Source organism: Solemya velum gill symbiont (assembly GCF_002020255.1).
In the GTDB taxonomy this organism is placed as follows: Bacteria; Pseudomonadota; Gammaproteobacteria; order Chromatiales; family Chromatiaceae.
In genome coordinates this window covers 1-26,753 of sequence record NZ_MPQG01000022.1, presented here as the reverse complement: position 1 = coordinate 26,753, position 26,753 = coordinate 1, and the positions used below count along the sequence as shown (strand labels likewise).

Here is a 26,753-nt window from a genome sequence, read left to right as displayed (position 1 = left end):
TTCGCAGATTCAGCGCAGGCGAGCCAGCGCGTTCTTGTTGAAATCACCATCACCAAGCCCGGTATTCAACTTGTAGTTTGCCCACTTCAGCGTAGTCGACTTCCCGGTCAGGTGATTCTGCATGAACATCTCGTCGGCTCGCCAGAAATTGCCGTAAGTTTTGTAACCCTTCCATGTCAGCGTCTTCAGCTTTGAGCCCTTGCGGTCATAGTAGTCAATCTTGACCGGTCGGTACTCCCTGGCATCCAACCATGCAACCTGCTTCGAGTAGCCTGAATGCTTGTAGGCGGGTGTGCGCTCAAGCACATGGCATTTCCAGCCCTTGCCGCACGCCTCTTCCTTCAGGTACTTGTAGCTGTATTTTTCAATCTCCTGCGACCCCAGGTCCTCGAAAACGAATTCGCTACCCATAAAAGGACCCGACTTGTTGCGTGAGGAGATACGCTTGACGCGTTTCAGTGCCGGCAGGTAGAGCCACTGGTCATCGGGCTTGAGACCATGCGAAAAAGTCAGCATGGCAGTTCCCTTGATATCCGCCGGTTCATCAAACAGGGAGAGGCTCTTGTCACCATCGCCTTTCTGCTCAAGAGACTTAGTGCGTATCTTGCGTATACTCTCCTCACCCGAGCGGTTACGCAGCGTCATGATCATGTTAGCAGTCTGGTCTTTCCAGCCAGTGTCACGTGCATCAGCAGCCTGTGCAATACGCAGTCCTTTCTCTTCAGGGGATTCAGCAAGTACCGGCAACGTAAATGTTGCAAGCAGCAGAATACCGATCATTTTTTTCATCACTCACTCCGGTTGTATCTTCGTCAATTCAATTAGCCTGTTTCGGCTTTTCACTGCCCTGTAACCAGCTGTCAAATCGCATCAACAACGGTGGCAGGAAAAAGAAGTCGGCAAACAGCGCCAGTGCAATTACTATTGAGACAAGTAAACCCATAGAGCTGTTCAATTCAAAAGATGAAGTTGCCAGCACCATGAAGCCTGCGACCAGTGCCACCGAGGTCACCCACAGGGCAACGCCAACAGTTCTGAAGGCATAACGCACAGCGTTGGCTGCATCCAGTCCCTGTTCGCGACGAGCACGCAGGTACTTGCTGAGAAAATGGATCGCGTCGTCGACTACAATACCCAGCGTCATCGCGGTCACCACCGAAACGCCAAGACCGATTTCACCATCGATAACAGCCCAGATACCAAATGCCATACCAGCCGGGGCCAGGTTCGGGACCAGGCTGACAAAGCCATAGCGCCATGATTTGAGCGCAACCATCAGGATAAGCGAAATCAGTACCAGGGCGACCAGGGTGCCTCCCAGCATACTCTTGATATTGCGTGTGCCGATATGCGAGAACATCACCGTCGGGCTGGCCCCGAAGGTGAGAATATCCGGCGTATTTTCCGCCATCCAGTCGTACACGAGTTCTTCGAACTCCAGCACCTCGTTGGTCGACATGGTCTCCATGGTTACAGACAGGCGGGTTGCCTGCTTGTTGATATCGATCTGGTTATTCAGATCCAGCCCATACGGCAGTGACATCTCGTAAAGCAGCAGGTACTGGGCAGCCAGGTCACGCTGCTGCGGCAACTTGTGCCATGCCTCATCATCACCGTGCATATTCCGGTTAAGACGCTTGAAAACATCTGTAATGGTACTGACATGCATGACATTCGGCTGGGCTCTCAGCCAATTGGCAAGATCCTCGACCTGTTGCAAATTCTTCGGATCTGATACACCGCCATCGCTGCCGCTATTCAGTGAATAATCGATGAAATAGACACCTGTCAGATTTTCGACCACAAAGTCTGTGTCAGTTCTGAACTGGATACGTTCATCAAAGTATACAACAAACACATCGTTAGTCTCGTTCATCGGAACCAGTGCAACCAGTGCCAGTATCAGTGCGCCCATACCGACCAATAGCTGTTTCCTGAATTTGATAATCCAGTCAGCCAGTTTCAACATCACGTGACTATCATGCTGTTCATGCTCCTTAACCATGGAAGGCAGTAGTGTCGCCAGAGCAGGCAGAAAGCTGACAGAGAGAAGAAAGGCGATAATCACACCAATTGCAGAAGTGTTTCCAAGATCACCAAAAGGCGGTGCATCTGAGAAATTAAGCGTCAGGAATCCAATCGCGGTGGTTGCCGAGGTCAGGAACACCGGGCTGAAGTTAATGCGCATACTCTCAACCATCGCCTGATTTTTATCATGGCCTTGTCGCAAGCCCTGCATCCAGTTAGTAAGAATATGCACACAGTCAGCTACAGCCAGTGTGAGAATAATCGCCGGTGCAGACATCATCGGCCCGGTCAACGGTATCCCCATCCAGCCGGCTAGTCCCATCGCGGAAATGACCGACATGATAATCACCAGGGCGGTGACAAGGGTACCGACAACACCACGCAACTGGATAAAAACAGTCACAACAATCAGAAGGAATGCAAGCGGCAACAGGTTGCTCGCATCATACTGGGACGCCTCGGCGAAGGCACTGTTCATCATCACCACGCCAGTCAGGTAGACCTGCAAATCCGGGTAGGTTTCCTCCACATATGCTGCAATCTCACGCACCTTGCCGACCACGTCTGGAACTTCTTCTACCGGATTCAAGCCAGGTAGTTCGACCGTGATATTAATCGCAGTCACATGACCCTGCGGTGAGACCAGTCGGCGCTTCAGCAATGGCTCCTTGAGAGCGACGGACTTGATATATTCGACCTCTTCATCACTCAGCCCTGCCGGTTCATCGATCAGGTCAATGACGGTCAGGTCATCTTCTTCGGAAAACGAGTGTTGAAAGTTGCTCAGCGAGTCGACACGCAGTGAATAGGGCACCTGCCACGAACGCTCCGTGACATCTATAATTGCCTCGTAGACATCACGAGTAAAGACATTGCCTCCCTTGGGTTCGAGCACAATAAGGACATTGTCATTCTTGGTGTAGGTATTCTGGAGTTCCTCGAAGGCTGTCAGCTGCGGGTTCTCCTTGCTGAAAAAGACCCGGTAATCGCTTGAGAATGCAAGAAAACGCCCGCCGCTCGCCGCCAGGGCTACCAGCAGTATGGTCGCAACGATTACCAGCCAGCGATAACGCAATATGCCCGCTGCATATCTTTCATTCATCCATTTGCCCTCGTTTAAAACACTGCATTAAGGAGAAATACGGCATGCTCCCTGCCATATTGAGTGCAAATAATAACAAACATCCTTGCAGAAATACCCTCATTTATTCCTCGAATCATAGTGCGCTGGTTCCATGCTATGCTCCGGTCATGAAAACGCCGACACTCATCCAGAGCCTGACACAGCTTGTTGCCGCACCTTCAGTGAGCAGTACCAGTCCGGGCTGGGACCAGGACAACCGCAAGGTAATCGAACTGCTTGATCAGTGGTTCAGCAGCCTCGGTTTCACGACACTTATCCAGCCAATTCCCGGCTGCCCGGACAAGTTCAATTTAATCGCCAGCGCTGGCTCTGGTGAACAGGGATTAGTACTGGCAGGCCACACGGACACTGTCCCCTACGACGAGGGACGCTGGCAGGTCGATCCATTCAAACTCTCGGAGCGTGACAACAGGCTCTACGGACTCGGCAGCTGCGACATGAAGGGCTTTTTCAGTCTTGTACTTGAGGCAGTGCGTGACCTGGACCTGAAACAGCTGAAACAGCCATTGACCATCATAGCCACTGCTGATGAAGAGACCACCATGTGCGGTGCCAAGGCACTAGGAAACCTTGGACAACACCTCGGGCGCCACGTAGTGATCGGCGAACCAACCAGTAACCGTCCAATCCGCATGCACAAAGGCATGATGATGCGCGCATTGCGTATCCGGGGTTCATCCGGCCACTCAAGTGATCCTTCTCTTGGTAACAGTGCACTGGATGCGATGCAGGCCGCAATGCAGGAACTGCTCGAATGGCGCAAGCAACTACAAGAGAACTACCGCAACCCCCTGTTTGCTGTCGAAGTGCCAACTCTCAACCTGGGGCATATTCACGGCGGAGACAGCCCTAATCGCATTTGTGCAGAGTGTGAACTCCATTTCGACCTGCGTCCGCTTCCCGGTATGAACCTCGATCAATTACATGGTGAAATCGAGCAACTCATCGAAAAACGGCTTGGAGATCGAGGTCTGCAGATCACGCTGGAAAAGACATTCGATGGAATCCCACCGATGGAAACAGCTGCTGAAGCGGCGATAGTGAAAGCTGCCGAGAGCCTGACAGGGCACCAGGCAGAAACAGTTGCCTTCGGCACCGAGGCACCTTATTTCAACGCCATGGGTATGGAGACTGTCGTTATGGGGCCAGGCGATATCGCGCAGGCACATCAGCCAAATGAGTTTGTCGCCATTGATCAGTTACAGCCGGGTGTTGATATTCTCAAGTCCCTGATCAAAAAGTTTTGCCTTTAAACAGAAATTGATCGCCCCGGGACGGGGCTCCTACATACACACCTTGCTCTGCAGGAAGCAGCAATGCCGATTACTTCCAGACCCGTTTATAACGCAGCTTGAAGAGCTCGTGCTTTAAGTTTTTCAACGCCTGTTCCCTCTCCTGCTCAGGTACGGATTCGTACTCCAGCCTGGTGAACAGCCCGGTAACCAGCTGCAATGAAGGCCCCCATGCAGGCGCATCTTGCGCAACGCGGTGTGCAAATTCATCCGGTGTCTCATTCGGCTGGCGCTCATATCCCTGTTTCTCCAGCATGCGACAAATCTTCAGATAGAGTCGCTGGTGTGGCTCCAGGTGACGTCCGTGCAACCAGGCCCGGTAGAGAAATGGCAAGGAGGCAAGCAGGGTCACAAGCAGCAGAAGCACGGCAATCCGCCAGGCTGTGATATCTCCCAGCAAACGTTTCATAACATCAATCTGCAACTGGCCGCGGTAATTGAGTACCCATTTTGTCCATTGGTAATTGAGCATCTCGTATCGCAAGCGCAGCTGATTGATCCAGGGGATATCACGGTAGCGGTATGGCGACAGGAAATCATCAGGCAGAAACTCTTCCGCTACTGCCTCCATCGCTCGCTGCAGGCCTGATTCGATGCGCAGGGGTGATACCGCCCCGGTTGGATCGACGCGCACCCAGCCCTGATCTTCCAGCCACACCTCAGCCCAGGCATGAGCGTCGTACTGTCGCACGGAGACGACCCCGGTCAAGGGGTTCACATCACCGCCCTGGTAACCTGCCACCACCCGTGCCGGAATTCCAGCCGAACGAACTGCAAAAACAAAACTGCTGGCATAGTGCTCACAAAAACCGCGCCGCGTATCAAAAATAAACTCGTCCACCGAGTCTCTTCCTAACAGGGGCGGTTCAAGCGTGTAGAAAAAGGCTTCTCGGCTAAAATAGTCCAACATTTGCTGCACAAAGATCACCTCGTTGCCAGCCTGATCGAGTAACCGTTGCGCCCACTCCCTGGTTCGTGGATTGCCACTAGCCGGCAATTCGGTATAAAGCGCCCGTTGTTGAATGTCCATAAAGGATTGCAGGCGTTCGTCAGGATCTGAAAGAACATCGAGCTGCATTCTCGAACCAATTTGCTGAATACTAACCAGGCGAGAATCCGATGCCATCTTTACTTTCGGATTGTCTGTAAATGCCAGTGGCAGGGAGAAAATCCAGTACTGGTTATTTGGTTCGATGATCAGCTTGTAGTTGATCGGCTGACTGAAACGCTGCCTCACAGATTGCGACTCACGCGGGGTAAGAAAACGCATATTTTCCGGCCCCCGGTGCCAGGTGCGTCCATCGAAATCGGACAGGGTTAGGCCGCGCCAGTAGAGTTGTCGACTGGATGGAATACCCGATTCAAACTCGGCACGAAATACCAGCTGGTCACTACGTCCGAGCGCCGAGATATCACCTGGCGACATGGTGTCACTCATGCCGGTTCTGGCCTGATGTGACGGCGCAGGAACTGACCACAGGGGTTCAAAGCGGGGCAGAACAAGGAACAGAACCACTGTGAGTGGAATCGCCTGCAACAGAATCACTGTCGCCTTGTAGAGGCCACTCAGACTGAATTCACTCACATTGGGCTGATGCAGAGCCACCAGTGCTGCTGTAATCACCAGGACACAAAGCAACATGTACAGCGAGAAAGTGATCTGCTGGGAAAAGAGGAATGCACTCGCCGCGACAAGATAGGCAAGGAACAGTACAAGGTAGACATCACGCCTGCTGCTGCACTCAAGCAACTTCAGGGAAAATCCGCAAAACAGCAGAGCCACCATCGGCTCGAGTCCTGTTATCCCGCCAAACTGTTGATAAATACCGGCCACGCTGAGTAGTACCAGCAACAGTTTGATCCAGATGGACGGCAGCCCCCACTCCCCGCGGAGAATCATAATGCGCCAGCCGGCAACAACCAGGCAGACCAGCAGGGCCCACCAGGGCAGGTGATCATAATGCGCCGGCACCAGCAGCAACAGGCTCAACAGAATCCACGTCAGCGCGTTACGGGGAATATGCCACGGAGTAATCATTAGCCTGCCCCGCCCTGAAACAGCGCCAAAGCACTCAACACCTGTTCACGATGCCGGTCACCCTTGCCCGGCTCTATCTCGATACCCGGCAGGCGCAAACCATACTCCTCTCTGTTCGCTTCCACTCTCAACACCTCGAAACAGAGAGCTGAGAGGCGCGCCTCGACACCGCCTGTAAATGCCTCGTAGTCGAGCCACAACTGGTGATCACGATAGGCAGCAAACTGCCGCGTTTGCAGATCATGCCCCCTTGCGTAGTGCTTCCAGGCAACCTGTTTCAGAGAGTCGCCTGGCTGGTATTCACGCAGGCCATAGTAGTCATCTCCGGCAAGATTCACCATGACCTCTCCGGAATCAGTCTCACCACTGTCACCGGAATGAAATTCACTCTCGAGCGGCTGTGGATAAACCAGCGTCTCAAGCGCCAGGTCGATCCAGCTCCAGCAACGCACAAGGCCGAGTGGATAATGCGTTTCAATCAACAGGCGGCCAGGCCTCAGAACACCACGCCGGTGAGCAGGCAGTGACAACTCGACAATGACCTCTTTCTCTTCAAGCAAACTGGTATATGCAGAGTCACCATCCGGCCAGGTGAGAGTAATTGCATGACGGGCGCCCCGCTCCGGACGGCTGATTCTTATTTCAAAAACTGCCGATTCACCGGCAAATACCGGTATGGCCCGAAGACTGCTGACAGTCAGCCCGGAGAGGTTCCCCCAGGTATGCAGGATAGTAATAACCAGCAGGCTGGAGAGCAGAAATGCCAATCCGAATACCATGTTGTTCTGGTAGTTGATTGCCACAAGCAGGATCACCACCACGAACAACAGAAAACCAAAACCGGCTCTTGATGGAAAGACAAACAGGCGATGTCGATCAAGAGTGATGGATCGCGCTGCTGGCAGTCGCTTTTTCAGCCAGCGACCGAATTGCGCACGAAACCATTGGCGAGCATTTTGCATCATGATCAGACGATCACATCGACACTGTCCAGTAACTTGCGTGCCACTCCACCACCATGTTTCTCGATGGATGTCGCAAGACGATGTTCCGCGACAGGAATCAGGACAGCCTGTACATCTTCCGGAAGTACATGATCACGTCCTTCCATCAGGGCCCAGGTTTTGGCCGACCGCAACAGTGCCAGCGCACCTCGTGGCGAGAGCCCCCAGGCATAATCACCGGACGTGCGGCTCTGCTCAACCAGGCGCTGCACATAATCGACAAGGCTCGTGGAGACATGGATAGTCTCTACAAGCTGCTGCATGGCTTCCAGTTCAGACACGGTGATAACTGTTTGTAAATTAGCCAACAGCTGATGACTATTCTCTCCAAGCAGAAGTTTTCTCTCAGCTTCACGATCCGGGTACCCCAATGTCAGACGCATCAGGAAACGATCCAGCTGGGATTCCGGCAGCGGATAGGTTCCTGACTGGGTAGTCGGGTTTTGCGTTGCGATAACGAAGAATGGCGACGGCAGCTCACGTGTCTGGCCCTCCACGGTCACCTGTCTCTCTTCCATCGCCTCAAGCAGGGCACTCTGTGTTTTTGGTGTAGTGCGGTTGATCTCGTCGGCCAGCAGTACCTGGGTAAATACGGGCCCCGGGACAAATTCGAACTGCGCACTGTTTTTATTGAATACGGAAACACCGAGAATATCCGCGGGTAACAGGTCACTGGTGAACTGGATGCGTGTGTAGTCAAGACCGAGCACCTTTGCGAGTGCATGAGACAACATGGTCTTTCCCATGCCGGGCAAATCTTCAATCAGCAAGTGGCCACCTGCAAGCAGGCAACACAGGGCCAGGCGGACTTGCCGCTCCTTACCCAAAATAACACTTCCGATCTCAGTTACCGCCTGCTCAAGCTTTTTTTGCATTAAACCCATTTCCGTCTCTGTTACCGACAACTCAAGTTTAACAGCAGATAGTATTTGCACCACGCCCTGCTTTAAGTTTCAATGTTATCTATCTATACAGAGTGGGACAGAGCAAGCAGGTGACTGACAACTTTATCAACTGGTTCAGAACAGCATCGCCCTATGTGCACGCACACAGGGGAGCAACGCTGGTGCTCGCCTTCGGCGGTTCTGCAGTTGCTGATGATGCGTTCCCTTCCCTTGTACATGACATTGCCCTTCTGCAAGGCCTCGGCATTCGCCTTGTGCTGGTGCACGGTTCACGTCCGCAAATCGAGGAACGCCTCAAGCAGCGCAAGGCCAGCATGACTTACGTTAACGGATTGCGCGTCACAGATGAGACGGCAATCACCTGCGTAAAAGAAGCAGCCGGCAGTGTCCGGGTTGATGTCGAAGCGCTGCTATCGACCGCATCCTCCAACTCACCGATGGCGGGTGTACGTATCCGTGTTGCCTCGGGGAATTTCGTCACTGCCAAACCGATAGGTGTGCGCGATGGAACCGACTACCTGTTTACCGGTGAAGTCAGGCGCATCGACACCGACGCGATCACACATCAACTCGATGCAGGCAATATTGTCCTGCTGCCGCCACTTGGCTACTCCTCGACAGGTGAGGTCTTCAATCTCAGTACCGCTGATGTGGCGCAATCCGTTGCAGCCGCTATCGGTGCCGACAAGCTGATTCTGCTCGGCGACGACAAGCCACTCAAACGTGCTGGAAAATTGCTGCAACACCTGACACCGACAGAAGTTGACCAGATGCTGACACGGCGCAAGTCGCTCACCAATGAACAGAAGCAGTTGCTGCAAACGGCGGCATCTGCGTGCCGCAAGGGCGTCAAACGGGCACACCTCCTGTCACGCACCATTGATGGTGTCGTCCTGAAAGAGCTTTTCACGCGTGATGGTGCCGGCACAATGATCAGCGCCAAGCCATTCGACACCATGCGCACAGCACGTGCTGATGATGTCGTCGGAATACTTGCGCTGATTGAACCACTTGAAAAGCAGGGCGCACTGGTACGGCGTTCGCGTGAATTGATTGAAAACGAGGTTTCGTATTTCAGTGTTATTGAGCGCGAAGGCGTCATTATCGCCTGTGCGGCACTCTATCCCTATGCAAAAGAGCGCATGGCTGAAATCGCCTGTGTTGCCGTACACCCGGAATATCGTGGTGCCGGTTTTGGCGAGACCCTGCTGCATGAACTTGAAAGAAAGGCAGAAGCCGCAAACATTAACCGGCTTTTCGTTTTGACGACATCCAGCAGTCACTGGTTTGGCGACCAGGGCTTCAAGCTCAGCCAGGTACAGTCCCTGCCTATGGCCAAGCGTGGGCTGTACAACTATCGCCGTAACTCGCGCGTACTGGTTAAAGAACTCTGAATCAGAGGCTCCTGAAGATAGCCCTGGGCTGCGGATACACCTGAGATCAACCCACTGTGCCCTGATGAGTTATCAGGACACAGTATTGCATCATTTTTTTTACAGGTTGGGATCAACCAGCACGCGTCCCTTCACCTTGCCGGCAACAATGTCTGCACCGGCGGAGACAACCTCTTCGAGCGAGATGATTTTACCGATATTGCTGTAGGCTTCTTCAGGCAATTCACTCGCGAGACGCTCCCATGCGACTGTACGACGCTCTGGCGGACACATCACTGAATCGACACCGCGCAGGCTGACATTGCGAAGAATGAACGGCATGACAGTTGTGCTGAGTTTGAAATCTCCCGCCAGTCCACAGGCTGCAACAGCCCCGTTGTAGTCCATCTCGGCCAGCACGCGTGCCAGCATATCGCCACCGACAACATCGACTGCACCGGCCCACTTCTGGGTTTCCAGCGGTCGTGCTGCGGCCGCCATCTCCTCACGACTGATAAAATCGCTTGCACCGAGCAGGCGCAGATATTCATGCGTATCAGGACGACCGGTCACCGCCGTGACCTGGTAACCAAGCTGAGACAGCAACAAAACTGCGATACTGCCGACACCGCCAGCGGCACCTGTGACCAGAACCTTGCCGGAATCGGGTTTTACACCGGCCTCCTCGAGAGTCATAACGCACAGCATCGCTGTCAAACCTGCAGTGCCAATTGTCATCGCCTTGCGTGCATCCAGACCATCCGGCATGGGCACCAGCCAGTCTGCCTTCACTCTCTCTTTCTGACTGTAGCCACCCCAGTAACGCTCACCGACACTCCAGCCTGTCAGAATCACCTCGTCACCCGGCTGATAACGTTCAGAGGCCGATTCACTCACGGTACCGGCAAAATCGATACCCGGAACCATGGGGAAATCACGTACGATTTTCCCGGTCCCTGTGACCGCCATTCCATCCTTGTAATTGAGTGAAGAGTAAGCAATATCAACGAGCACTTCCTCGTCAGGCAGATCGCTGATCTCCAGCTGCTTGACCTCTGCCGTTGTTTTCTTGTCGACCTGATCGAGTACCAGTGCCTTGAACATTCTCGTCTCCGTTATTTTGATGTGTTACCAGTTAGTCATGTTAGGTTAGGATAGTCGAACTATTCAATCTAAATATCAGATAAAACCATGCGTAAATTGTATGCACTCCTGTTGCTAAGCCTCGCAAGCCAGTGGGCACTGGCCGAACCAGTCACAATTGAACACAAAGGGCTTGTACTGAATGCCAGCCTTGAAACTGCTGATGAAACATGGCAGCAGAAACCTGTCATCCTGATGACACATGGCACCCTGGCACATGGCCAGATGGAGATTATGGCAACACTGCAGGAGCTCTTCAGCGAGCGTGGCTACAGCTCCCTGTCTATCAGCCTCAGTCTTGGCTTAAGTGAACGTACCGGCATGTATGACTGCCCTGTCCCGCACAATCACAAGCATACTGATGCAATCGAGGAGATTGGCCTGTGGCAACAGTGGCTCACTGGCCAGGGTGTTGATTCCATCATTCTGCTGGGGCACTCACGCGGTGGTAACCAGACTGCCTGGTACGCCTCTGAATTGAAAGAAGGAAGCCCGGTAAAAGGAACCGTTCTGATCGCACCTGCTTCCAATGGATTCGACTACCTGGCAGCCGATTACAAGAAACGTTATGAAGTGGATCTCGCTCCCCTTGTCGAAAAAGCCAACAAGCTGGTTGCTGATGGCAAGGGCGACACCATGATGGAAAATGTCGATTTCATCTACTGTCAGAAAACCTCGGCGACTGCCGCCTCCTTTGCTAACTACTATGCTGATGATCCGCGCATGGAAACAACCTACATACTCAAGGAGTTTTCACAACCTGTCATGGTATTTGCTGGCAGCGAAGACACTGTCGTCGTTAATCTCGAAGAGAAAATCGAGGCGCTTGGAGAGAAGGAGAATATCCAGATGAGCGTCATTGATGGTGCAGATCACTTCTTCCGTGATCTCTATGCCGAGGACCTCGCAGACGAAACGGTTGAATTTATCGAATCACTCTGAACTTCTCATACCGGCCTTGAGCCGGTACCCAGAGGCACGTGCGCAATTCCAGATAGACCCCGGATCAAGTCCGGGGTGATACCATCTTGAAGTCCGGGGATGCTACCTTGAAATCAGGCGAGTGCTTTTTGAATCAGGGGCACAAGCGGTTCAGGCAGGGTGATGTTTCCTGACAGTGCAAACTCATGCGCTGTCTCCGACATCTTTTTCCAGGTCTTCTGGATGATATCGATCCACTTCTCTTCGCTGTATTCAGGATGTTTTTCAGCAAATTCCAGCATGTAGTGTTCAATGAACACGAGGTCAACCACATCCTCGAGCAGTTGCGTGTTCGGATTAACCTTCAGCGCGCGCTTGCCAACTGCCTTCTTCACTTCCTCGATGAATTCGTCGTCATAGCCTGCCTGTTTCAACAATTCACCTGTAGTTTCCGCATGAAACTTGTAAAGGTTGGTTCTCCACTGCAGATAGCCCTGGCGATTCATCGGGTATTCATCACGCGGTGACTTCCAGCGCTGGATATGCTGAGCGCGAACTGCCAGCTTGGCGGCATCATTTGCATCGGGTGCAAAACGGTCAATCATCTCTGCCATGCGGTGTGAATAGAGCAACTCTTTAGGCCACTCCTTTCCATCAGCCGTGACCTTGTTTGGATCTTCGCTATTTGCCGCATCAATCAACGATACTGCCTTTTCAAACATCTCCTGTGAAGACATCGTACAACTCCGTTATCGAATAGTAATGACACATTTTACCATGAAGAGCTCCTCCAACCAACCGGAACCCTTTTAAGGAAATACTCAAATAGTCCAGTTTCCTTCAGGTTGTTGCCCTATTCCCAATAGTGGTAGATTGGACAGACAAAAATGACTGTTGCACACAATTGATGCAGCAGCAAACAACAAAACCACCGGAGAAATTTATGAAACTCAGTAGAATATTGATTGCATCGGCAATCGGTGTCAGCTTCCTGGCTTTTGAAGTACAGGCAGCGACCGAATGGAATGTCTCACTATGGGGCAAGCGCAGAGCCTTTACTGAAAACGTTGAAAAGCTCGCTGAACTTGTTGAACAGAAAACCAAGGGCGATTTCAAACTGAATATCTCCTATGGCGGATTATCCAAATCAAAAGAGAATCTCGACGGCATCTCCATCGGTGCTTTCGAGATGGCACAGTTCTGCTCCTTCTACCACAAGGACAAGAATCCGACGATAACGGTCACCGAGCTGCCTTTCTCAAAGAATGTCTCGCTTGCACGTATTGCAGAGATCTATCAGAAAGTGCACGAGCACCCGGTTGTCGCCAAGGATCTAGCTCGCTGGAATGCAACCCTGCTGATGCCAACACCTCTGCCCCAATACAATATTGTCAGTAAAACTGATGCATTGAGCTCACTGGATGATTTCAACGGACTGCGAGTCCGTGGTCCGGGCGGCATCATGGGCGTACTCAGCAAACTTGGTGCAGTGAAGACAGGTGTCCCGTTCTCCGAAGTACGCCAGTCAATGGACTCAGGTGTTATCGATGCAGCTTCATTTGCACCCCATGCTCACCTGGCGACAAAGACCTACAAGGTAGGCAAGTGGGCCACAACAAACCTTAACCTCGGTTCTGCCAACTGCCCTGTTGTCGTCAATACCGATGCACTGAATGCACTCAGCGACACCAACAGGGAAGCACTGCTGGGCTCTGTGAACGAGGCAATCGCTTTTTATGTCGACAACTACGACAACAATACCACTGGTGCCTATGAGAAGGCTGTTACCGAAGAGGGCTTGAACAAGGTTACCTTTAGCTCGGAACAAACAACCAAACTCAATGAGCTTGCCGAATCTGTTCGCAATGACTGGGTCACGAATAATGCCGATAAGTTCGACTCACAAGCGCTATTCGATTTCACAGCGGCACTCTTTGCTGAAGAGAGCAAGCTTGCGATGAAAGCCAGAGACGGAAATACAAAAACAAAGTAAGACTTTCGTCCAATGGCTGGCGCCAACAGTGTACTGACAGATAACTCCCGCCTGAGTCGCAGCGACCAACTGCTATTCAGGCTGGAGTCCCTGTTGACGCTGCTTGGCGGCATTGTCATTCTTCTGCTGGTATTCCTCGCCACAACGAATGTATTGGGTCGCTGGATTTTCTCATTGCCGATTAGCGGTTATGTCGACTGGGTTGAGCAATCCATGGCCTTCTTTGCCTTTCTTGGTATCGCCTACACGCAACGCCAGGGCGGTCATATCCGCATGGATATCCTTGTTTCACATATACATGGGTGGCGTCTGTGGGCAGTCGAGTTACTATCCACTTTCCTCATGCTGCTAGTGACCCTGGTACTCATCTACGGCTCGTACCTGCACTTCTATCGTGCATATAACATTGGTGACTCCTCTCTCGACATCAACCTGCCGACCTGGCCTGCCAAGCTGGTTGTACCGTTCGCCCTGACGATTCTCGCATTGCGCCTGGTACTGCAATGCTGGGGCTACATTCGTGCGATCAGGCAACGTACTGAACGACCGGTTGCAGTACCACTGATTGAGGATGCAGCTTCTGTTGCTGCAGCAGAAGCCGATTCAGTCATGGGTAACTAAACCATGGATGACGGAGAACGCAACTGATGGCCCTGTTTGAGGCGATGGGACAAATGGACTCTGTCAGCATCGGCCTGTGGGTTACCGGCTTCATGCTGTTTTTTGTCATTATCGGTATGCGTGTTGCCTTTGCTGCTGCAATCGCAGGCTTTATCGGACTGGTATGGATCTTCTCAGCCAAGATGGGTTTTGAGAGAGGTGTTGTCGTCGCCATGAAAATGGCCGGTACGATTCCACACTCCAAGGTATCTACACTCGCCCTCTCACTGATACCCACGTTTATCCTGATTGGCTTTCTTGCCTATCATGCCGGCCTGACACGTGCGCTGTTCGAAGCTGCCAAACGCTGGGTTGGCTGGCTGCCGGGCGGCATGGGCGTTGCAACCGTCTTCTCGGCGGCAGGATTCGCGGCCGTATCTGGCGCCTCGGTTGCAACTTCGGCAGTGTTTGCGCGCATCGCCATTCCGGAAATGCTGCAGCTGGGATATGACAAGCGTTTTGCTGCCGGTGTGGTCGCTGCCAGTGGTACCCTCGCCTCCCTGATTCCGCCTTCAGCCATTCTTGTCATCTACGCAATCATTGTTGAGCAGGATGTCGGTGCACTGCTAATGGCCGGTTTTCTGCCCGGCATGGTCTCGGCCCTGATCTATGGTGGATTGGTCGTTTTCCTGGCGAAGACAAAAAAAGACTTTGGCCCACCGGTTACCGGTTACAGCTGGAAACAGCGTTTTGAATCCCTTCCCGGAACGCTGCCGATCTTTTTTGTCGTCGGCATTATCGTGGTGTGTATCTACGGCGGTGTCGGCACGCCCACCGAGGCCGGTTCACTTGGCGCCTTCGTCATCCTCTGCATGGCCCTCTGGAAAGGCATGACAGGCGGTGAACTCAAGAGCGCACTGCTGGAAACAGCCAAACTCACAGTGATGATCTTTACGATCATCTGGGGTGTTCTGCTTTACGTCCGCTTTCTCGGCTTTGCCGATCTGCCCAGTGCCTTCTCCGACTGGATTACAGGCCTGGAGCAGAGCCCGATGATCACCCTGATCCTGATCCTGCTTGCTTATGCGCTGCTGGGCATGTTCATGGATGCCATCGGCATGCTGCTGCTGACTCTGCCAGTCGTCTATCCGGCTGTGATCGCGCTCAACGGCGGTGATGCAGTCACTGCGGCTGAATCGGCTTTTGGTGTCTCGGGTGTGGGCTGCGCCATCTGGTTCGGCATCATCGTCGTCAAAATGGCCGAACTATGCCTGATTACACCGCCGATCGGCCTCAACTGCTTCGTCGTTGCCGGTGTGCGTGACGAATGCTCGGTGCAGGATGTATTTCACGGTGTCACACCCTTCTTCGTAGCTGACTTTTTGACTATTGCCCTCCTGATTGCACTACCCCAGATTGTCCTCTGGCTGCCCGGCCTGATGGGCTTTTCCTGACAAAATTTTGAACAGGCTTGTAGGGAATTACTTACACGGTGTAGGAATTTACTTACAACAATTTCAGAATTTTCCGACTAGTGTAAATAACCCACACCCATATACTTAACTCCAAGGTATCAAATGGAGTGTCAGGAAGACACGCCGAACAGGAAGAAAGGCCACCATCTTTCAATACACGTGGAAGCGTTAAATCGGAATTGATATCAGGAGCCAGGATGGCATCATATTCTAATATCGGGAATGGAATTCCTGATCACAGGTTGCGCGACAAGGATGTCGTATAAGCTCCGGAAGAGCAGCAACTAAAATTGTACAGGGATAGCACTTCTTCAACAGCCGGCTTAATGCCGGCTGTTGTCGTTTAGCGATTCCAACGTCAATACCGCATCAAGGCTCGGTTACAGTTACGACAAACTCCTGGTTAGCGACACCACCCAGACCATCTTCTACAGTCACAATTACATTGTGATTGCCAATCTTCGGTCCATGCCAGTAGAGCAGACCCTCATCAACATCAAGTACCATGCCGGAAGGAGTTAATTCAAGATCATAAATCAAGGCATCATCATCGGCATCTGTCGCCGCCAAGTAATAGACGTAGGGCGTGCCCGTCACTGCGGTCAAAACAGGTGCTGATGTAAACTGAGGATTATGATTACCCTCAAGCTGAATTAACTGCTCATCATGTGCTGCACAGTCAGGAGCATCGGCAACAAGTGTAAAACTTGTATCTTCCGCGGTATCAGGTGTCCAGTTAATGACGCCTGTTTGCGCATCGATTGTCATTCCATCAGGTGCATCTTTTAATGACCATTGCTTCACAACAGCAGCATCTGATGTGTAGGTCGGAGCATATTGAAATTCAACTCCAGGTGTCACAACTGCCGTAAAAGGCTCTATCTCAATGGTGCCATCCACTGCATAGACTCGCACATCATCAAGCAGCGAATAGACATCTCTTCCATCACGGCGCCTGATTAGCCGCACCCTTGTCTCGGGTCGTGACGCATCAAGAGAAAAAGTGTGGCTTGACCACTGATGATAGTAAGCATCAAGTACCGCTATCTTTTCCTGACCCCACCAGAACTCAACTGACGTATCGGCTTCCTCTTTACCAGCCGCTGCGAGCTCGAATGTCACTTCATATCTCTGACCAAGTACAGTTTTTAACTGCTGATAAAGATGCGCATCCTCATTCACTGCCATTAAGGCAGCAGCTTTACCCCCTTCAGCTACATTCTGCTCATCAACCTGGTCGTCGAATTTATGTATGCCACCATACTCCAGACGCCATGGCTTCTTTGTACCGACAATCGACCCGTTTGATTCGAATGATCCATTTCTGACAAGATTGGGTGACACCCTGCAAGTTGAATACAGGCGTACATCATCAATCAGTCGTGATGCGGCCCAATCATCCTTGTAACGTTCAATCAATAGCTCCCCATCACCAGCTGTTGCAACGAGATCGAAGCGTCGGCTACGCCAGTTGTCATTACTCGCCTTGAATCTGGCAAGTTGTTCCTGGCCCCACAACACCCTTACCTTGGCAACCTTACTCGATTCCGGCTCTCTTAATAACATATGTCGTGTACTCATCTCGTAACGACCGCTATGCGGGAGCCTCAACTGCTGCTGTAAAAAAGCATCTTCCTTTTTCAGTTCAACAACTATCTCTCCATCAGCGGCACCATTGGGAAGACCCTCATCTTCGAGCATGCGGCTACCATATTGCAGCCATCCGGGTATACCCCCCTGTTCTTCAGCCGGGAATTCAAATGAACCATTTTCAACCAGGTTATCTGACACGCTAATCACGGGGAAAGCCGCAACAGACAGCACCAAAAAGGATACGACAACACCAGGTTTATTCCATTGTTTATTCATTATTGCCTCCATGTAAGTAGATACTTCTTAAATAGCTATCCTGTACTGAATAAAAGTAATGCCCCTTACACATCGAACTATGCATCAGTAACCAATGCGTTCGATCCGACTATTGGGGCAAACTGCCAGGGCTCTTAAGGCCTGTTAATTTGAAAACTTTAAAACTGGAAATAAACAGAAGAGTGTCAGGGGTTTTTTCAGACAGGTAAGTGGAACGATCAACCCACGCTTCCAGCATTGGTCTAGCTCCCATTTTCCGTCTATATGCTTGGGGTTGAATAATCATCCTGACAATAATGATCCCTATTACTGTTTCCCTTTCAGAACATATAGCACAGCATTCAAAAGCCGACAACGTGAACAGGAGTCAAGACTTTATGTGAAACAATTCACCTGATGAAATGAATATCGGGGGGATAATTGCAATTAATTTTCGGTTAAGATTGAAGTAATTCTCTGATCAGGAGCCTGTACCAAGATGCAAGAACTATACGAAAAGCTGGGTCTTTTTTATATTGGTCACGATGTCGACAAAGAATCTCAAAGCCCGACAGATGAACTGACACTTCTCAAGAACAAGAACTTTACCACCCACGCTGCCATTATCGGTATGACTGGTAGTGGTAAGACCGGGCTTGGCATCGGACTGATCGAAGAGGCTGCGATTGACAACATTCCGTCAATCGTCATCGATCCCAAGGGTGATATGGGCAACCTCCTCCTGACTGATCCCGCCTTCGAATCCACATCGTTTGAACCGTGGGTTAGAGATGAAGCTCGCTCAAAGAACAAGCAGACCCCTGCCTACGCGAAGAAAATCTCCGCTATGTGGAAAGAGGGTATTGAAGGGCACCACCAGGATAGTGCTCGAGTTGAAAAATTCACTAACGTCGAAAAAACCATCTACACCCCGGGTAGCAGCGCCGGTATCAGCGTCAACGTTCTAAGTTCTCTTGAAGCTCCGCCGGCTAACATCCTGGAAGACAGTGATGCCTTTACCTCTTATCTCTCAACAACCGTCAGCAGCCTGCTATCCCTAATCGGTATAGAGGCAGACCCGGTTGAGTCAGTCGAATATCTTCTGCTCGCACAACTGATTTCCACCGCATGGATGGAGGGTGACAACCTGAGTCTTGAGGATCTGATTGGCCGTATCATCAGCCCGCCATTCAAGAAAATCGGCGTCTTACCGCTTGAGTCATTTTACCCGCAAGGAGAACGTTTCAAGTTCGCAACAAAATTTAACTCAGTCCTTGCGTCACCCACATTCAAGACATGGATGGAGGGCGACACGCTGGATATCCAGCGCATGCTCTATGACGAGGAAGGCAAGGCGAAGATTGCTATCTTCAGCATCTCGCATCTCAGTGATGATGAGCGCATGTTCTTCGTGACCCTGCTGCTCAATAAGTATATTGCGTGGATGCGACGCCAGAGCGGTGCATCCAGCCTGAAGACGATTCTCTACATGGATGAGATTTTCGGCTTCTTCCCGCCAACCAGCAATCCTCCCAGCAAGGAGCCAATGCTGTTGCTGTTGAAGCAGGCACGCGCCTTTGGTGTTGGTGTTGTACTGAGCACGCAGAACCCTGTTGACCTTGATTACAAGGGGCTCTCCAATATCGGCACATGGTTTATCGGGCGCCTGCAAACAACCCAGGATATCAATCGTGTCATTGAGGGGCTTGGAGGAAAAACCGGCTCCTCATATGATAAAAAAGAGATCAGAAAGCTGCTGGCCAACCTGAGCAAGCGAACCTTTTTCCTTAAAAGTGCACATCTCGATGACATCAGGCTGTTCAGCACGCGTTGGGTCATGAGTTACCTGAAAGGGCCATTAAAGCGCGATGAAATCTCCGCCTTGATGGAGGAACGCAAGTCCCAGACCCCTGCTACCACCCCTGAGTCCGCAGCAACAGGTAAAAAGATAACCAGAAAAAGCGGCTATGAAAGCTATATCTCCATCGACAAGAGTATTCCACAGTGTTTCAGGCCTGGATTCGGCGGAGAGAACCACTACTCTGCCTCGTTGATGGCGACCCTGAATCTGCACTTTTTCAACCAGACACGCGGAATTGATTTCAACGAATCCTACTGCCTTGAACTGCCGATCAATAAAGGCAGTGTTGATCTTGACTGGGAGAGTGCCAGCAACGAAGCAGAGAGTCGCCAATGCTTTAAGAAACTTCCAAAAACTGCACCAAGCGAAATCAGTTACGCACCCTTGCCTGACTTCATCAGCAGTGACAGAAAACTCTCTGCTGCCTCCCGTGCATTGAAGGAGTGGATTTACCATTCAAGAAAACTAGAGCTGTTTCGCACGCGATCACCAAAGATGGAATCACAGCCTGGTGAAACTTCCGGTGATTTCAGAGTGCGCGTCAGCGATGCATTGAATGATAAAAAAGAGATAGAGATCGACAAGCTCAAGGAGCGCTACGAGAAAAAAGAGAAGACACTTGTCGACCGTCTCCAGCGCGCCATGGCAAAGCTTGAGAAAGAGAAAGGCGATACCACCAACTCCTATATCCGTGCCGGTGCAAGAATACTCGGTGCACTGCTTGGCCGTTCACCATCTACCATTGCAACTGCCGGTACCAGCGTTCTGAAAGAACGCGGCGATGTCGGACGGGCAGAAGAACGCGTGAAGAAATACCAGGCAGATATTGAGGAACTCGGATACGAGCTCGAAGAGAAACTTGACGAAGTGGCCGAGGAGTACGACCCGGATAACATCGAGATTGAGGAGTTTGCGATCAAGCTGCGCAAGACCGACATAGTCGTCGACGGTATTGCACTCGTCTGGAGTGCTGAGCAGTAGCTATAGAAGATAGGGAGCTACTGAAAGCCCCGCCAGAGAAGGCGGGGCCGGGAGTGGAACGGTGCTCGGTGTCGCGCCAGGGATGGCTAGCCAGTCAGCGCAGCGAACACATTTGGTAGTCGTTCTGGCAAGCGCTCAACATCATCAACGATCGAATAGTTATTCTCACCGAAGATACGCGAAACATACTGATCAGCATTTGGATCAAGTGTCAGGCAGTAGGTGTAGACACCCTGCATGGCGAGATCCTCAACCGCTTTCTTGGTATCGTGACGCAGGTACTGCGGATCGCGCTCATCGATATCAGCCGGCTCACCATCTGTAACCAGCAACACGAGGCGCTTCTGCGCGTTCTGCTGCGTCAGGTGCCATCCGGCGTGACGCAATGCCGCACCCATGCGAGTAGAAAGATTGCCTTTCATGCCAGCCATGCGCGCCTTGGCATCATCATCGTAACTCTGATCGAAATCCTTGTAACGATAGTACTGCACATCATGACGGCCATCGGATGCGAAACCGTGTACTGCGAAGTTATCACCGATGGAATCGATCGCCCATGTCAGCAGTCCTGCTGATTCGCGCGTCAGGTCGAGAATACTTGGCTGATCCTCGTATCCCTCTTCGCCTTCTGCAATGTCACCAATCTTTTCGTTGGTCGATTCGGACAAATCAAGCAGCAGTACAATCGACAAGTCTCGCAGATGACGCGTAATACGAATATTGATGCGCGGATCGGGCATGATGCCTCGACGAATATCAATCATTGCGCGTACAGCTGCATTCAGATCGAGTTCTTCACCTTCTTCGTAGCCACGTCGACGTACGATTCCCTGCGGTTGCATGGCATCAATCAGGTGACGAATGCGTGATGCCACCGGCTTGTGCTTGGTGAGAATCTCATCCATGACATCAGGATCACCTTTACCCTGACGACGCTCGATGACTGTTGCCCAGTCAGGCCGAGCAAGTTGCACATGGTAATCCCATTCGTTGTAGTGATATGGGTCTGAGACGGGCTCAACACCCTCCATCTCATTGTAGCTGACACCCATATCTTCATACGGAAAGAGTTCGGTCGACAGCACCAGGGTCTCCTGGGGATTGCCATCTTCCATCTCGCAGTCGATCTCGTTGACGAACTCCATCAGGCTGACGTAGCGACGTACATTCTGCTCTGAGCTCGGCAAGAAGTCGACGCCCTGTGTTTCGAACATATTCTCGGAGAACTCCCAGAAGTAACGGTTATCGTCACGGTAGGGAATTGGCCACTCGGAGAGAATGCGTACACTCGGGATGGTAGCGATCTCGACCATCTTGTTGTAGAACTCAACGCCCGCCATCCAGGCAAGACGCGGGTTGTATGGATCTTTTTCCAGCTTGGCCCTGTAATCTGATGCGATGTCATTGATGGCGGGCAGTTCATCACTGTAATCAGGATCCATAATGGCACGCGTGGTGCGCATCATCAGGTCCATGGTTTCATGTACCTGGACGGTCTCCTCATCCTTTTGAGGCTCACTTGTAAAGAAGGAGAGCCACAGCTTGCGCAGACCGGGAAATTCAGTGTAGGCAAGGTATTCAACACGCGCATCTTCAAACATCTCGATGAAACGCATTTGTGCCTGTGACAGCTCTTCGGCCGAGATACGGTCATTCGTATAGACCATGTGTGCAGCTGCATGTGCAACTGTTGCCCGGTAGATTTCCATACCATCGATGCCGTGGAATGGATCAAACGCATCCGGCACATGAATCTGGAAGTCTTCAATAAAGGGACGGATACCCTGTCGTGACTCGAAGTCACCGGCAGTTGGACGCATGAAAAATGCACGCGCCCAGAGTGCACGCAAATAGAAGTTAAGCTTGCGCTGGTTATCTATAAACAGCGTACCGCGGCGCTCCGACTGCAGGATAGATCTGGATGAATCAGTCTCCAGAGCAAAATAGGCAAGTTGGCCATCGAGATCGCGCTGATGTGCCTGCGCGCCCCACAAAACCCAGCGTCGCAAACCGCCTAGAGTCAGCTTGGATAACAACTCGTCAAGATTCTCCATCATCGGACGCAGTCCGCGTGGAGCCTTACCGGTCATTTGATGCAACAGCTTGAGGAATCCGCGCATCACGTCAGCATCACCGAGGCGCGATGCGGCCAGCGGCATGTTAGACACAATCAAGGTGATAACTGAACCCGAGGTGTGTGATGAGAGTTTCATCATCGCCTCGACAATATCGGGGATAATATCCTCACCTACCTCTTTGCAGACGCCAGGCATCTCCTGAACATAGGTTAATACCAGGTCCTGTCCACCCCCAAGCGTACAGAAGGCTCGCATGCCCTCCAGGTAGTTCTGCAAACCACGTGGAGACATGAATCGTTGTGCCTCGTGATAGGAAGACTCAAGTGCTTCGACGTGCTCGTGGTCTTCCTCATCAAGACAGCTGATGTATTCGGAAAAATCAATGCTCATGGCAGTCCTCTACTTCCGTCACAATCGTCACAATCAAAGTGCAAAATGCACACGAATGAATGATTGTTTAGAAATAGGTATTGACTGCAGCAGCCAGTGTATCGCGCATATCCGGATCATCCGTCAGCGGAGTGACTAGTGCCATCTGGCACGCGGACTGCGCATCAATACCTTTACCAACCAGCTGCGCTGCGTAAACCAGCAGACGGGTTGACATGCCTTCATCAAGACCGTGGCCTTTCAGGTTGCGTGAACGCTGTGCGATCTGAACAAGCTTTTCGGCAGTTTCACGATCAACATTACCTTCATGTGAAACGATCTCAACCTCGATTTCAGTCTCTGGATAATCAAAGTCCATACCACCAAAACGCTGCTTGGTAGACTGCTTCAGGTCTTTCATCAGTGACTGGTAGCCGGGGTTGTAGGAGATAACAATCTGGAAATCATCATGCGCCTTGACCAACTCGCCCTTTTTCTCGAGCGGCAGTTCACGACGGTGGTCAGTCAGCGGGTGAATAACAACCGTTGTATCCTGGCGTGCCTCGACAACCTCATCGAGGTAACAGATAGCGCCGATACGCGCAGCTACTGTCAGAGGACCATCTTGCCACTTGGTACCATTGATATCGAGCAGGAAGCGGCCAACAAGGTCAGACGCCGTCATATCCTCGTTACAGGCAACTGTAATCAGCGGTTTCTGCAGTTTCCACGCCATGTATTCAACAAAGCGTGACTTACCACAACCGGTCGGGCCCTTGAGCATAACCGGCATACGCGCATCGTACGCTGCTTGATACATTTCGACTTCATTGGTTACCGAACGGTAGTAGGGTTCATCTTTAATCAGATATTGGTCGCGGTCGATATCACTCATTGTCTCGATCCTTTTCTTTTGTCTGTATTACCCGGTATAAAACCGGTCAAGTTGAATGTTCAGGCCGGAATATTCGATCATTCCGACTACTCTGGGCTGAAAATTCAGTGTGTGTTAATAAAAAGCCCCGCCGCCCAAGTTAGGGGGGCGGGGCCCTTTCGTCAAAGGTCCTGAAAATCAGGTCTTAGACAGTTTCACCACGGTAGATAACCATTGATGCACCTGCGCACTGGGCATAGTTGTCCAGGCCCAGCAGGCGTACGTGGTTCTTCGGGTGAGCCTGGTGGCAAGCTTCACACTCGGCCAGGATCGCGTCTACGTCGGTTTCACCAAACATAGGCAGCTTCCACATGTACCAGTAGCTACCGCTAGCGTTCGCTGGCTCAGTGTGCTCGATAGATGGGTTCCAGCCCTTAGATACGATGAACTCGATCTGTGTACGGATCTGGTCAGCGTCCATAGAAGGCAGGTAAGAGAATGTCTCGAACTTGCGGCTATCAGCATTACCCAAGCTTGACTTGTAGTCTTGCATATCACTCATTGTTAATTCCTCAATTTCTCATGCTTTCAATATCTGTTGAAAGCTAAAGTTGAATTCGATCTGGATCCCGGATCACGCCAGTGGCGCGTCCGGGATAATCTTGCCTTGGGCAAGATTACTTGTGAGAAACGTCCAGCTTGTCGACAGTGTCGAATTCGAACTTGATCTCTTTCCAGGTTTCCATTGCAGCTTTCAGCTCTGGGCTGTGTGCAGCAGCGGTAGTAAGGATTTCCTTACCTTCTTTCTCCAGCTCACGGCCGTTGTTACGTGCTTCAACACAAGCTTCAACAGCAACACGGTTTGCAGCAGCACCAGCGGCGTTGCCCCATGGGTGACCCAGCGTACCACCACCAAACTGGAGTACAGAGTCATCACCAAAGATGTTAACCAGTGCAGGCATGTGCCATACATGGATACCACCTGATGCAACAGGCAGTACGCCTGGCATTGAACCCCAATCCTGGTCGAAGAAGATACCGCGTGAACGGTCTTCCTTGTTGAATGAATCACGCATGATATCGATCCAACCCAGAGTTGCTTCACGGTCGCCTTCCAGCTTACCAACAACAGTACCTGAGTGCAGGTGGTCACCACCAGACAGACGCAGGATCTTGGTCAGTACACGGAAGTGGATACCGTGGTGCGGGTTACGGTCGAGAACCGCGTGCATTGCACGGTGAATGTGCAGCAGCATGCCGTTGTCCTGACACCACTGTGCCAGCTGGGTGTTTGCAGACCAGCCACCGGTGATGTAGTCGTGCATGATGATTGGAGCACCAATCTCTTTCGCATATTCAGCACGCTTCATCATTTCATCAGAAGTTGGTGCAGTAACGTTCAGGTAGTGACCCTTGCGCTCGCCAGTCTCGGCTTCTGCTTTCTGGATCGCTTCCATAACGAAGTCAAAACGGTGACGCCAGCGCATGAACGGCTGAGAGTTAACGTTCTCGTCGTCCTTGGTGAAGTCAAGACCGCCACGCAGACCTTCATAACATGCGCGACCGTAGTTCTTGGCTGAGAGACCCAGCTTCGGCTTGATAGTACAACCCAGCAGAGGACGACCGTACTTGTTCAGCAGATCACGCTCTACCTGGATACCCTGAGGTGGTCCATTACAGGTCATTACGTATGCGATTGGGAAGCGGATATCTTCCAGACGCAGGGCACGCAGTGCCTTGAATCCGAATACGTTACCAACCAGTGAGGTCATAACGTTAACAACTGAACCTTCTTCGAACAGATCGATTGGGTATGCGATGAATGCGTAGAAACAGGTGTCATCACCAGGTACGTCTTCGATTGCGTACGCACGACCCTTGTAGTGATCAAGGTCAGTCAGCAGGTCGGTCCATACAGTGGTCCAGGTACCAGTTGAAGATTCTGCAGCAACAGCAGCAGCGACTTCTTCACGTGGCACACCAGGCTGAGGTGTTACTTTGAAACATGCCAGGATATCGGTATCCAACGGCGTGTACTCAGGCATCCAGTAAGTTTCGCGGTACTCTTTTACGCCCGCATCATATGTCTTTGCCATTCTGGCTTCCTCCCGTGAAAGGGTTGGGTTTTTCGGGACATCCGGCAATTCAGCTCACCGAGTGTCAAATAAAAACGTTTATTACCTTCGAGGCATCGTTAAGCGCACACCTCAGGTAGGGGGTAATTATATTTCCAACATGTATAAATGCTAATTGATTCTTCTGATAAGAATCATAAGGAAGTACTTATCACTCTCTACGTATGAGCAGTATCGCGCCTATCCCCGATTTCCTCAATCTCCCAAAGGGATATAGCTTAACCCCCCAAAGGGATTATATTTGCCTTCTGTACAGGCAGTGGCTGGCGTACCGAACGGTATTTTCTCATTTCAGGCTCAAGCGCGCCGATGATCCGCATTTTAAACAGGCTCTCCGCATCGGGACTGTAGCAGACAACCTCGCATGGTACCGGGTCCGTCACCGCATCTCTTTCAGATGGACGAAAAGTACGCATCGCCAGTTTGATCACCCTGCCCCCTTCGTCACCCGAGTAGAGGTATTCACCATTGCCATCGACAAAAAATACCTCGTCGGTATCGATAACGGCAAGAAACTGCATTTCACGAAGTGCGATGAACACTGTATTGCCGTCGCTGTCACGGCGGATCAGGGTCAGGAGGTTGTAAATATCGGCCGGCAGCATCCATTCAAAGCGGCCGATCTCGTCGGGACGGAAAAAGGTTTGTGAAACGTAATACGGCACGTTGCTTCCCTAGCGGTTTTCCTCGT

General features: G+C 51.6%; 20 protein-coding genes. 7 read left to right on the top strand and 13 right to left on the bottom strand.

The window, feature by feature from the left end:
• Window positions 1-9 precede the first annotated feature (9 nt).
• Together BOW06_RS11850 and BOW06_RS11845 are read right to left on the bottom strand one after the other, a co-directional pair.
• Window positions 10-789: an outer membrane lipoprotein-sorting protein gene (locus tag BOW06_RS11850; protein ID WP_078454791.1), complete on the bottom strand. Its 780-nt coding sequence runs from the start codon at window positions 787-789 to the stop codon at window positions 10-12.
• A gap of 28 nt (window positions 790-817) precedes the next feature.
• On the bottom strand, window positions 818-3,130 hold the full coding sequence (locus BOW06_RS11845) for an efflux RND transporter permease subunit (RefSeq protein WP_078454792.1): 2,313 nt from the start codon (window positions 3,128-3,130) through the stop codon (window positions 818-820).
• Window positions 3,131-3,279: 149 nt separating this feature from the next.
• Between BOW06_RS11845 and argE the strand changes: the two genes are divergently transcribed.
• Window positions 3,280-4,425, top strand: coding sequence for an acetylornithine deacetylase (gene argE, locus BOW06_RS11840; protein WP_043117700.1), 1,146 nt, complete (start codon window positions 3,280-3,282; stop codon window positions 4,423-4,425).
• A 70-nt stretch (window positions 4,426-4,495) separates the two neighbouring features.
• On the opposite strand, the gene BOW06_RS11835 is transcribed toward argE, so the two are convergent.
• Genes BOW06_RS11835 through BOW06_RS11825 form a run of 3 tightly spaced genes read right to left on the bottom strand, consistent with a single transcriptional unit; the run spans window position 4,496 to window position 8,381 of the window.
• Window positions 4,496-6,502: a transglutaminase TgpA family protein gene (locus BOW06_RS11835; RefSeq protein ID WP_078454793.1), complete on the bottom strand. Its 2,007-nt coding sequence runs from the start codon at window positions 6,500-6,502 to the stop codon at window positions 4,496-4,498.
• On the bottom strand, window positions 6,502-7,467 hold the full coding sequence (locus tag BOW06_RS11830; RefSeq protein WP_052132258.1) for a DUF58 domain-containing protein: 966 nt from the start codon (window positions 7,465-7,467) through the stop codon (window positions 6,502-6,504). The genes BOW06_RS11835 and BOW06_RS11830 overlap by 1 nt, the downstream gene beginning before the upstream one ends.
• 2 nt (window positions 7,468-7,469) lie before the next feature.
• On the bottom strand, window positions 7,470-8,381 hold the full coding sequence (locus BOW06_RS11825; protein ID WP_043117703.1) for an AAA family ATPase: 912 nt from the start codon (window positions 8,379-8,381) through the stop codon (window positions 7,470-7,472).
• 119 nt (window positions 8,382-8,500) lie between these two features.
• On the opposite strand from BOW06_RS11825, the gene argA reads away from it, so the two are divergent.
• Entirely contained in the window at window positions 8,501-9,805 is a 1,305-nt protein-coding gene (gene argA / locus BOW06_RS11820) for an amino-acid N-acetyltransferase (RefSeq protein ID WP_230209687.1), read from the top strand.
• A 99-nt stretch (window positions 9,806-9,904) separates the two neighbouring features.
• Here the strand turns inward: argA and acuI are convergent, their stop codons facing one another.
• Window positions 9,905-10,888, bottom strand: a complete 984-nt coding sequence (gene acuI / locus BOW06_RS11815; protein ID WP_043117706.1) for an acrylyl-CoA reductase (NADPH) — start codon at window positions 10,886-10,888, stop codon at window positions 9,905-9,907.
• 87 nt (window positions 10,889-10,975) lie between these two features.
• Here acuI and BOW06_RS11810 point away from each other — a divergent pair, with 87 nt between their 5' ends.
• Window positions 10,976-11,869: an alpha/beta hydrolase gene (locus BOW06_RS11810; RefSeq protein ID WP_043117708.1), complete on the top strand. Its 894-nt coding sequence runs from the start codon at window positions 10,976-10,978 to the stop codon at window positions 11,867-11,869.
• A gap of 113 nt (window positions 11,870-11,982) precedes the next feature.
• On the opposite strand, the gene BOW06_RS11805 is transcribed toward BOW06_RS11810, so the two are convergent.
• Complete coding sequence (locus BOW06_RS11805; protein ID WP_043118009.1) at window positions 11,983-12,570, bottom strand: DUF4202 domain-containing protein; 588 nt, start codon at window positions 12,568-12,570, stop codon at window positions 11,983-11,985.
• Window positions 12,571-12,791: 221 nt separating this feature from the next.
• Between BOW06_RS11805 and dctP the strand changes: the two genes are divergently transcribed.
• Genes dctP through BOW06_RS11790 form a run of 3 tightly spaced genes read left to right on the top strand, consistent with a single transcriptional unit; the run spans window position 12,792 to window position 15,895 of the window.
• Window positions 12,792-13,841, top strand: a complete 1,050-nt coding sequence (gene dctP, locus BOW06_RS11800; protein WP_043117709.1) for a TRAP transporter substrate-binding protein DctP — start codon at window positions 12,792-12,794, stop codon at window positions 13,839-13,841.
• Between the two features lie 12 nt (window positions 13,842-13,853).
• Window positions 13,854-14,462, top strand: coding sequence for a TRAP transporter small permease subunit (locus tag BOW06_RS11795; RefSeq protein ID WP_043117710.1), 609 nt, complete (start codon window positions 13,854-13,856; stop codon window positions 14,460-14,462).
• A 53-nt stretch (window positions 14,463-14,515) separates the two neighbouring features.
• Window positions 14,516-15,895: a TRAP transporter large permease gene (locus tag BOW06_RS11790; RefSeq protein ID WP_078453522.1), complete on the top strand. Its 1,380-nt coding sequence runs from the start codon at window positions 14,516-14,518 to the stop codon at window positions 15,893-15,895.
• 390 nt (window positions 15,896-16,285) lie between these two features.
• On the opposite strand, the gene BOW06_RS11785 is transcribed toward BOW06_RS11790, so the two are convergent.
• Window positions 16,286-17,785: a putative Ig domain-containing protein gene (locus tag BOW06_RS11785; RefSeq protein WP_162181111.1), complete on the bottom strand. Its 1,500-nt coding sequence runs from the start codon at window positions 17,783-17,785 to the stop codon at window positions 16,286-16,288.
• 478 nt (window positions 17,786-18,263) lie between these two features.
• Here BOW06_RS11785 and BOW06_RS11780 point away from each other — a divergent pair, with 478 nt between their 5' ends.
• Window positions 18,264-20,606, top strand: coding sequence for a helicase HerA domain-containing protein (locus tag BOW06_RS11780; protein ID WP_078453517.1), 2,343 nt, complete (start codon window positions 18,264-18,266; stop codon window positions 20,604-20,606).
• A gap of 86 nt (window positions 20,607-20,692) precedes the next feature.
• On the opposite strand, the gene BOW06_RS11775 is transcribed toward BOW06_RS11780, so the two are convergent.
• The 5 genes from BOW06_RS11775 to BOW06_RS11755 all read right to left on the bottom strand — a co-directional run bounded on the left by BOW06_RS11775 (window position 20,693) and on the right by BOW06_RS11755 (window position 26,727).
• Window positions 20,693-23,074, bottom strand: coding sequence for a nitric oxide reductase activation protein NorD (locus tag BOW06_RS11775; protein WP_078453518.1), 2,382 nt, complete (start codon window positions 23,072-23,074; stop codon window positions 20,693-20,695).
• Between the two features lie 67 nt (window positions 23,075-23,141).
• Window positions 23,142-23,948: a CbbQ/NirQ/NorQ/GpvN family protein gene (locus BOW06_RS11770; RefSeq protein WP_043117717.1), complete on the bottom strand. Its 807-nt coding sequence runs from the start codon at window positions 23,946-23,948 to the stop codon at window positions 23,142-23,144.
• 184 nt (window positions 23,949-24,132) lie between these two features.
• Complete coding sequence (locus BOW06_RS11765; RefSeq protein ID WP_043117720.1) at window positions 24,133-24,489, bottom strand: ribulose bisphosphate carboxylase small subunit; 357 nt, start codon at window positions 24,487-24,489, stop codon at window positions 24,133-24,135.
• Between the two features lie 115 nt (window positions 24,490-24,604).
• Window positions 24,605-26,023: a form I ribulose bisphosphate carboxylase large subunit gene (locus BOW06_RS11760; RefSeq protein ID WP_043117722.1), complete on the bottom strand. Its 1,419-nt coding sequence runs from the start codon at window positions 26,021-26,023 to the stop codon at window positions 24,605-24,607.
• 257 nt (window positions 26,024-26,280) lie between these two features.
• Entirely contained in the window at window positions 26,281-26,727 is a 447-nt protein-coding gene (locus tag BOW06_RS11755) for a hypothetical protein (protein ID WP_052132259.1), read from the bottom strand.
• Window positions 26,728-26,753 lie beyond the last annotated feature (26 nt).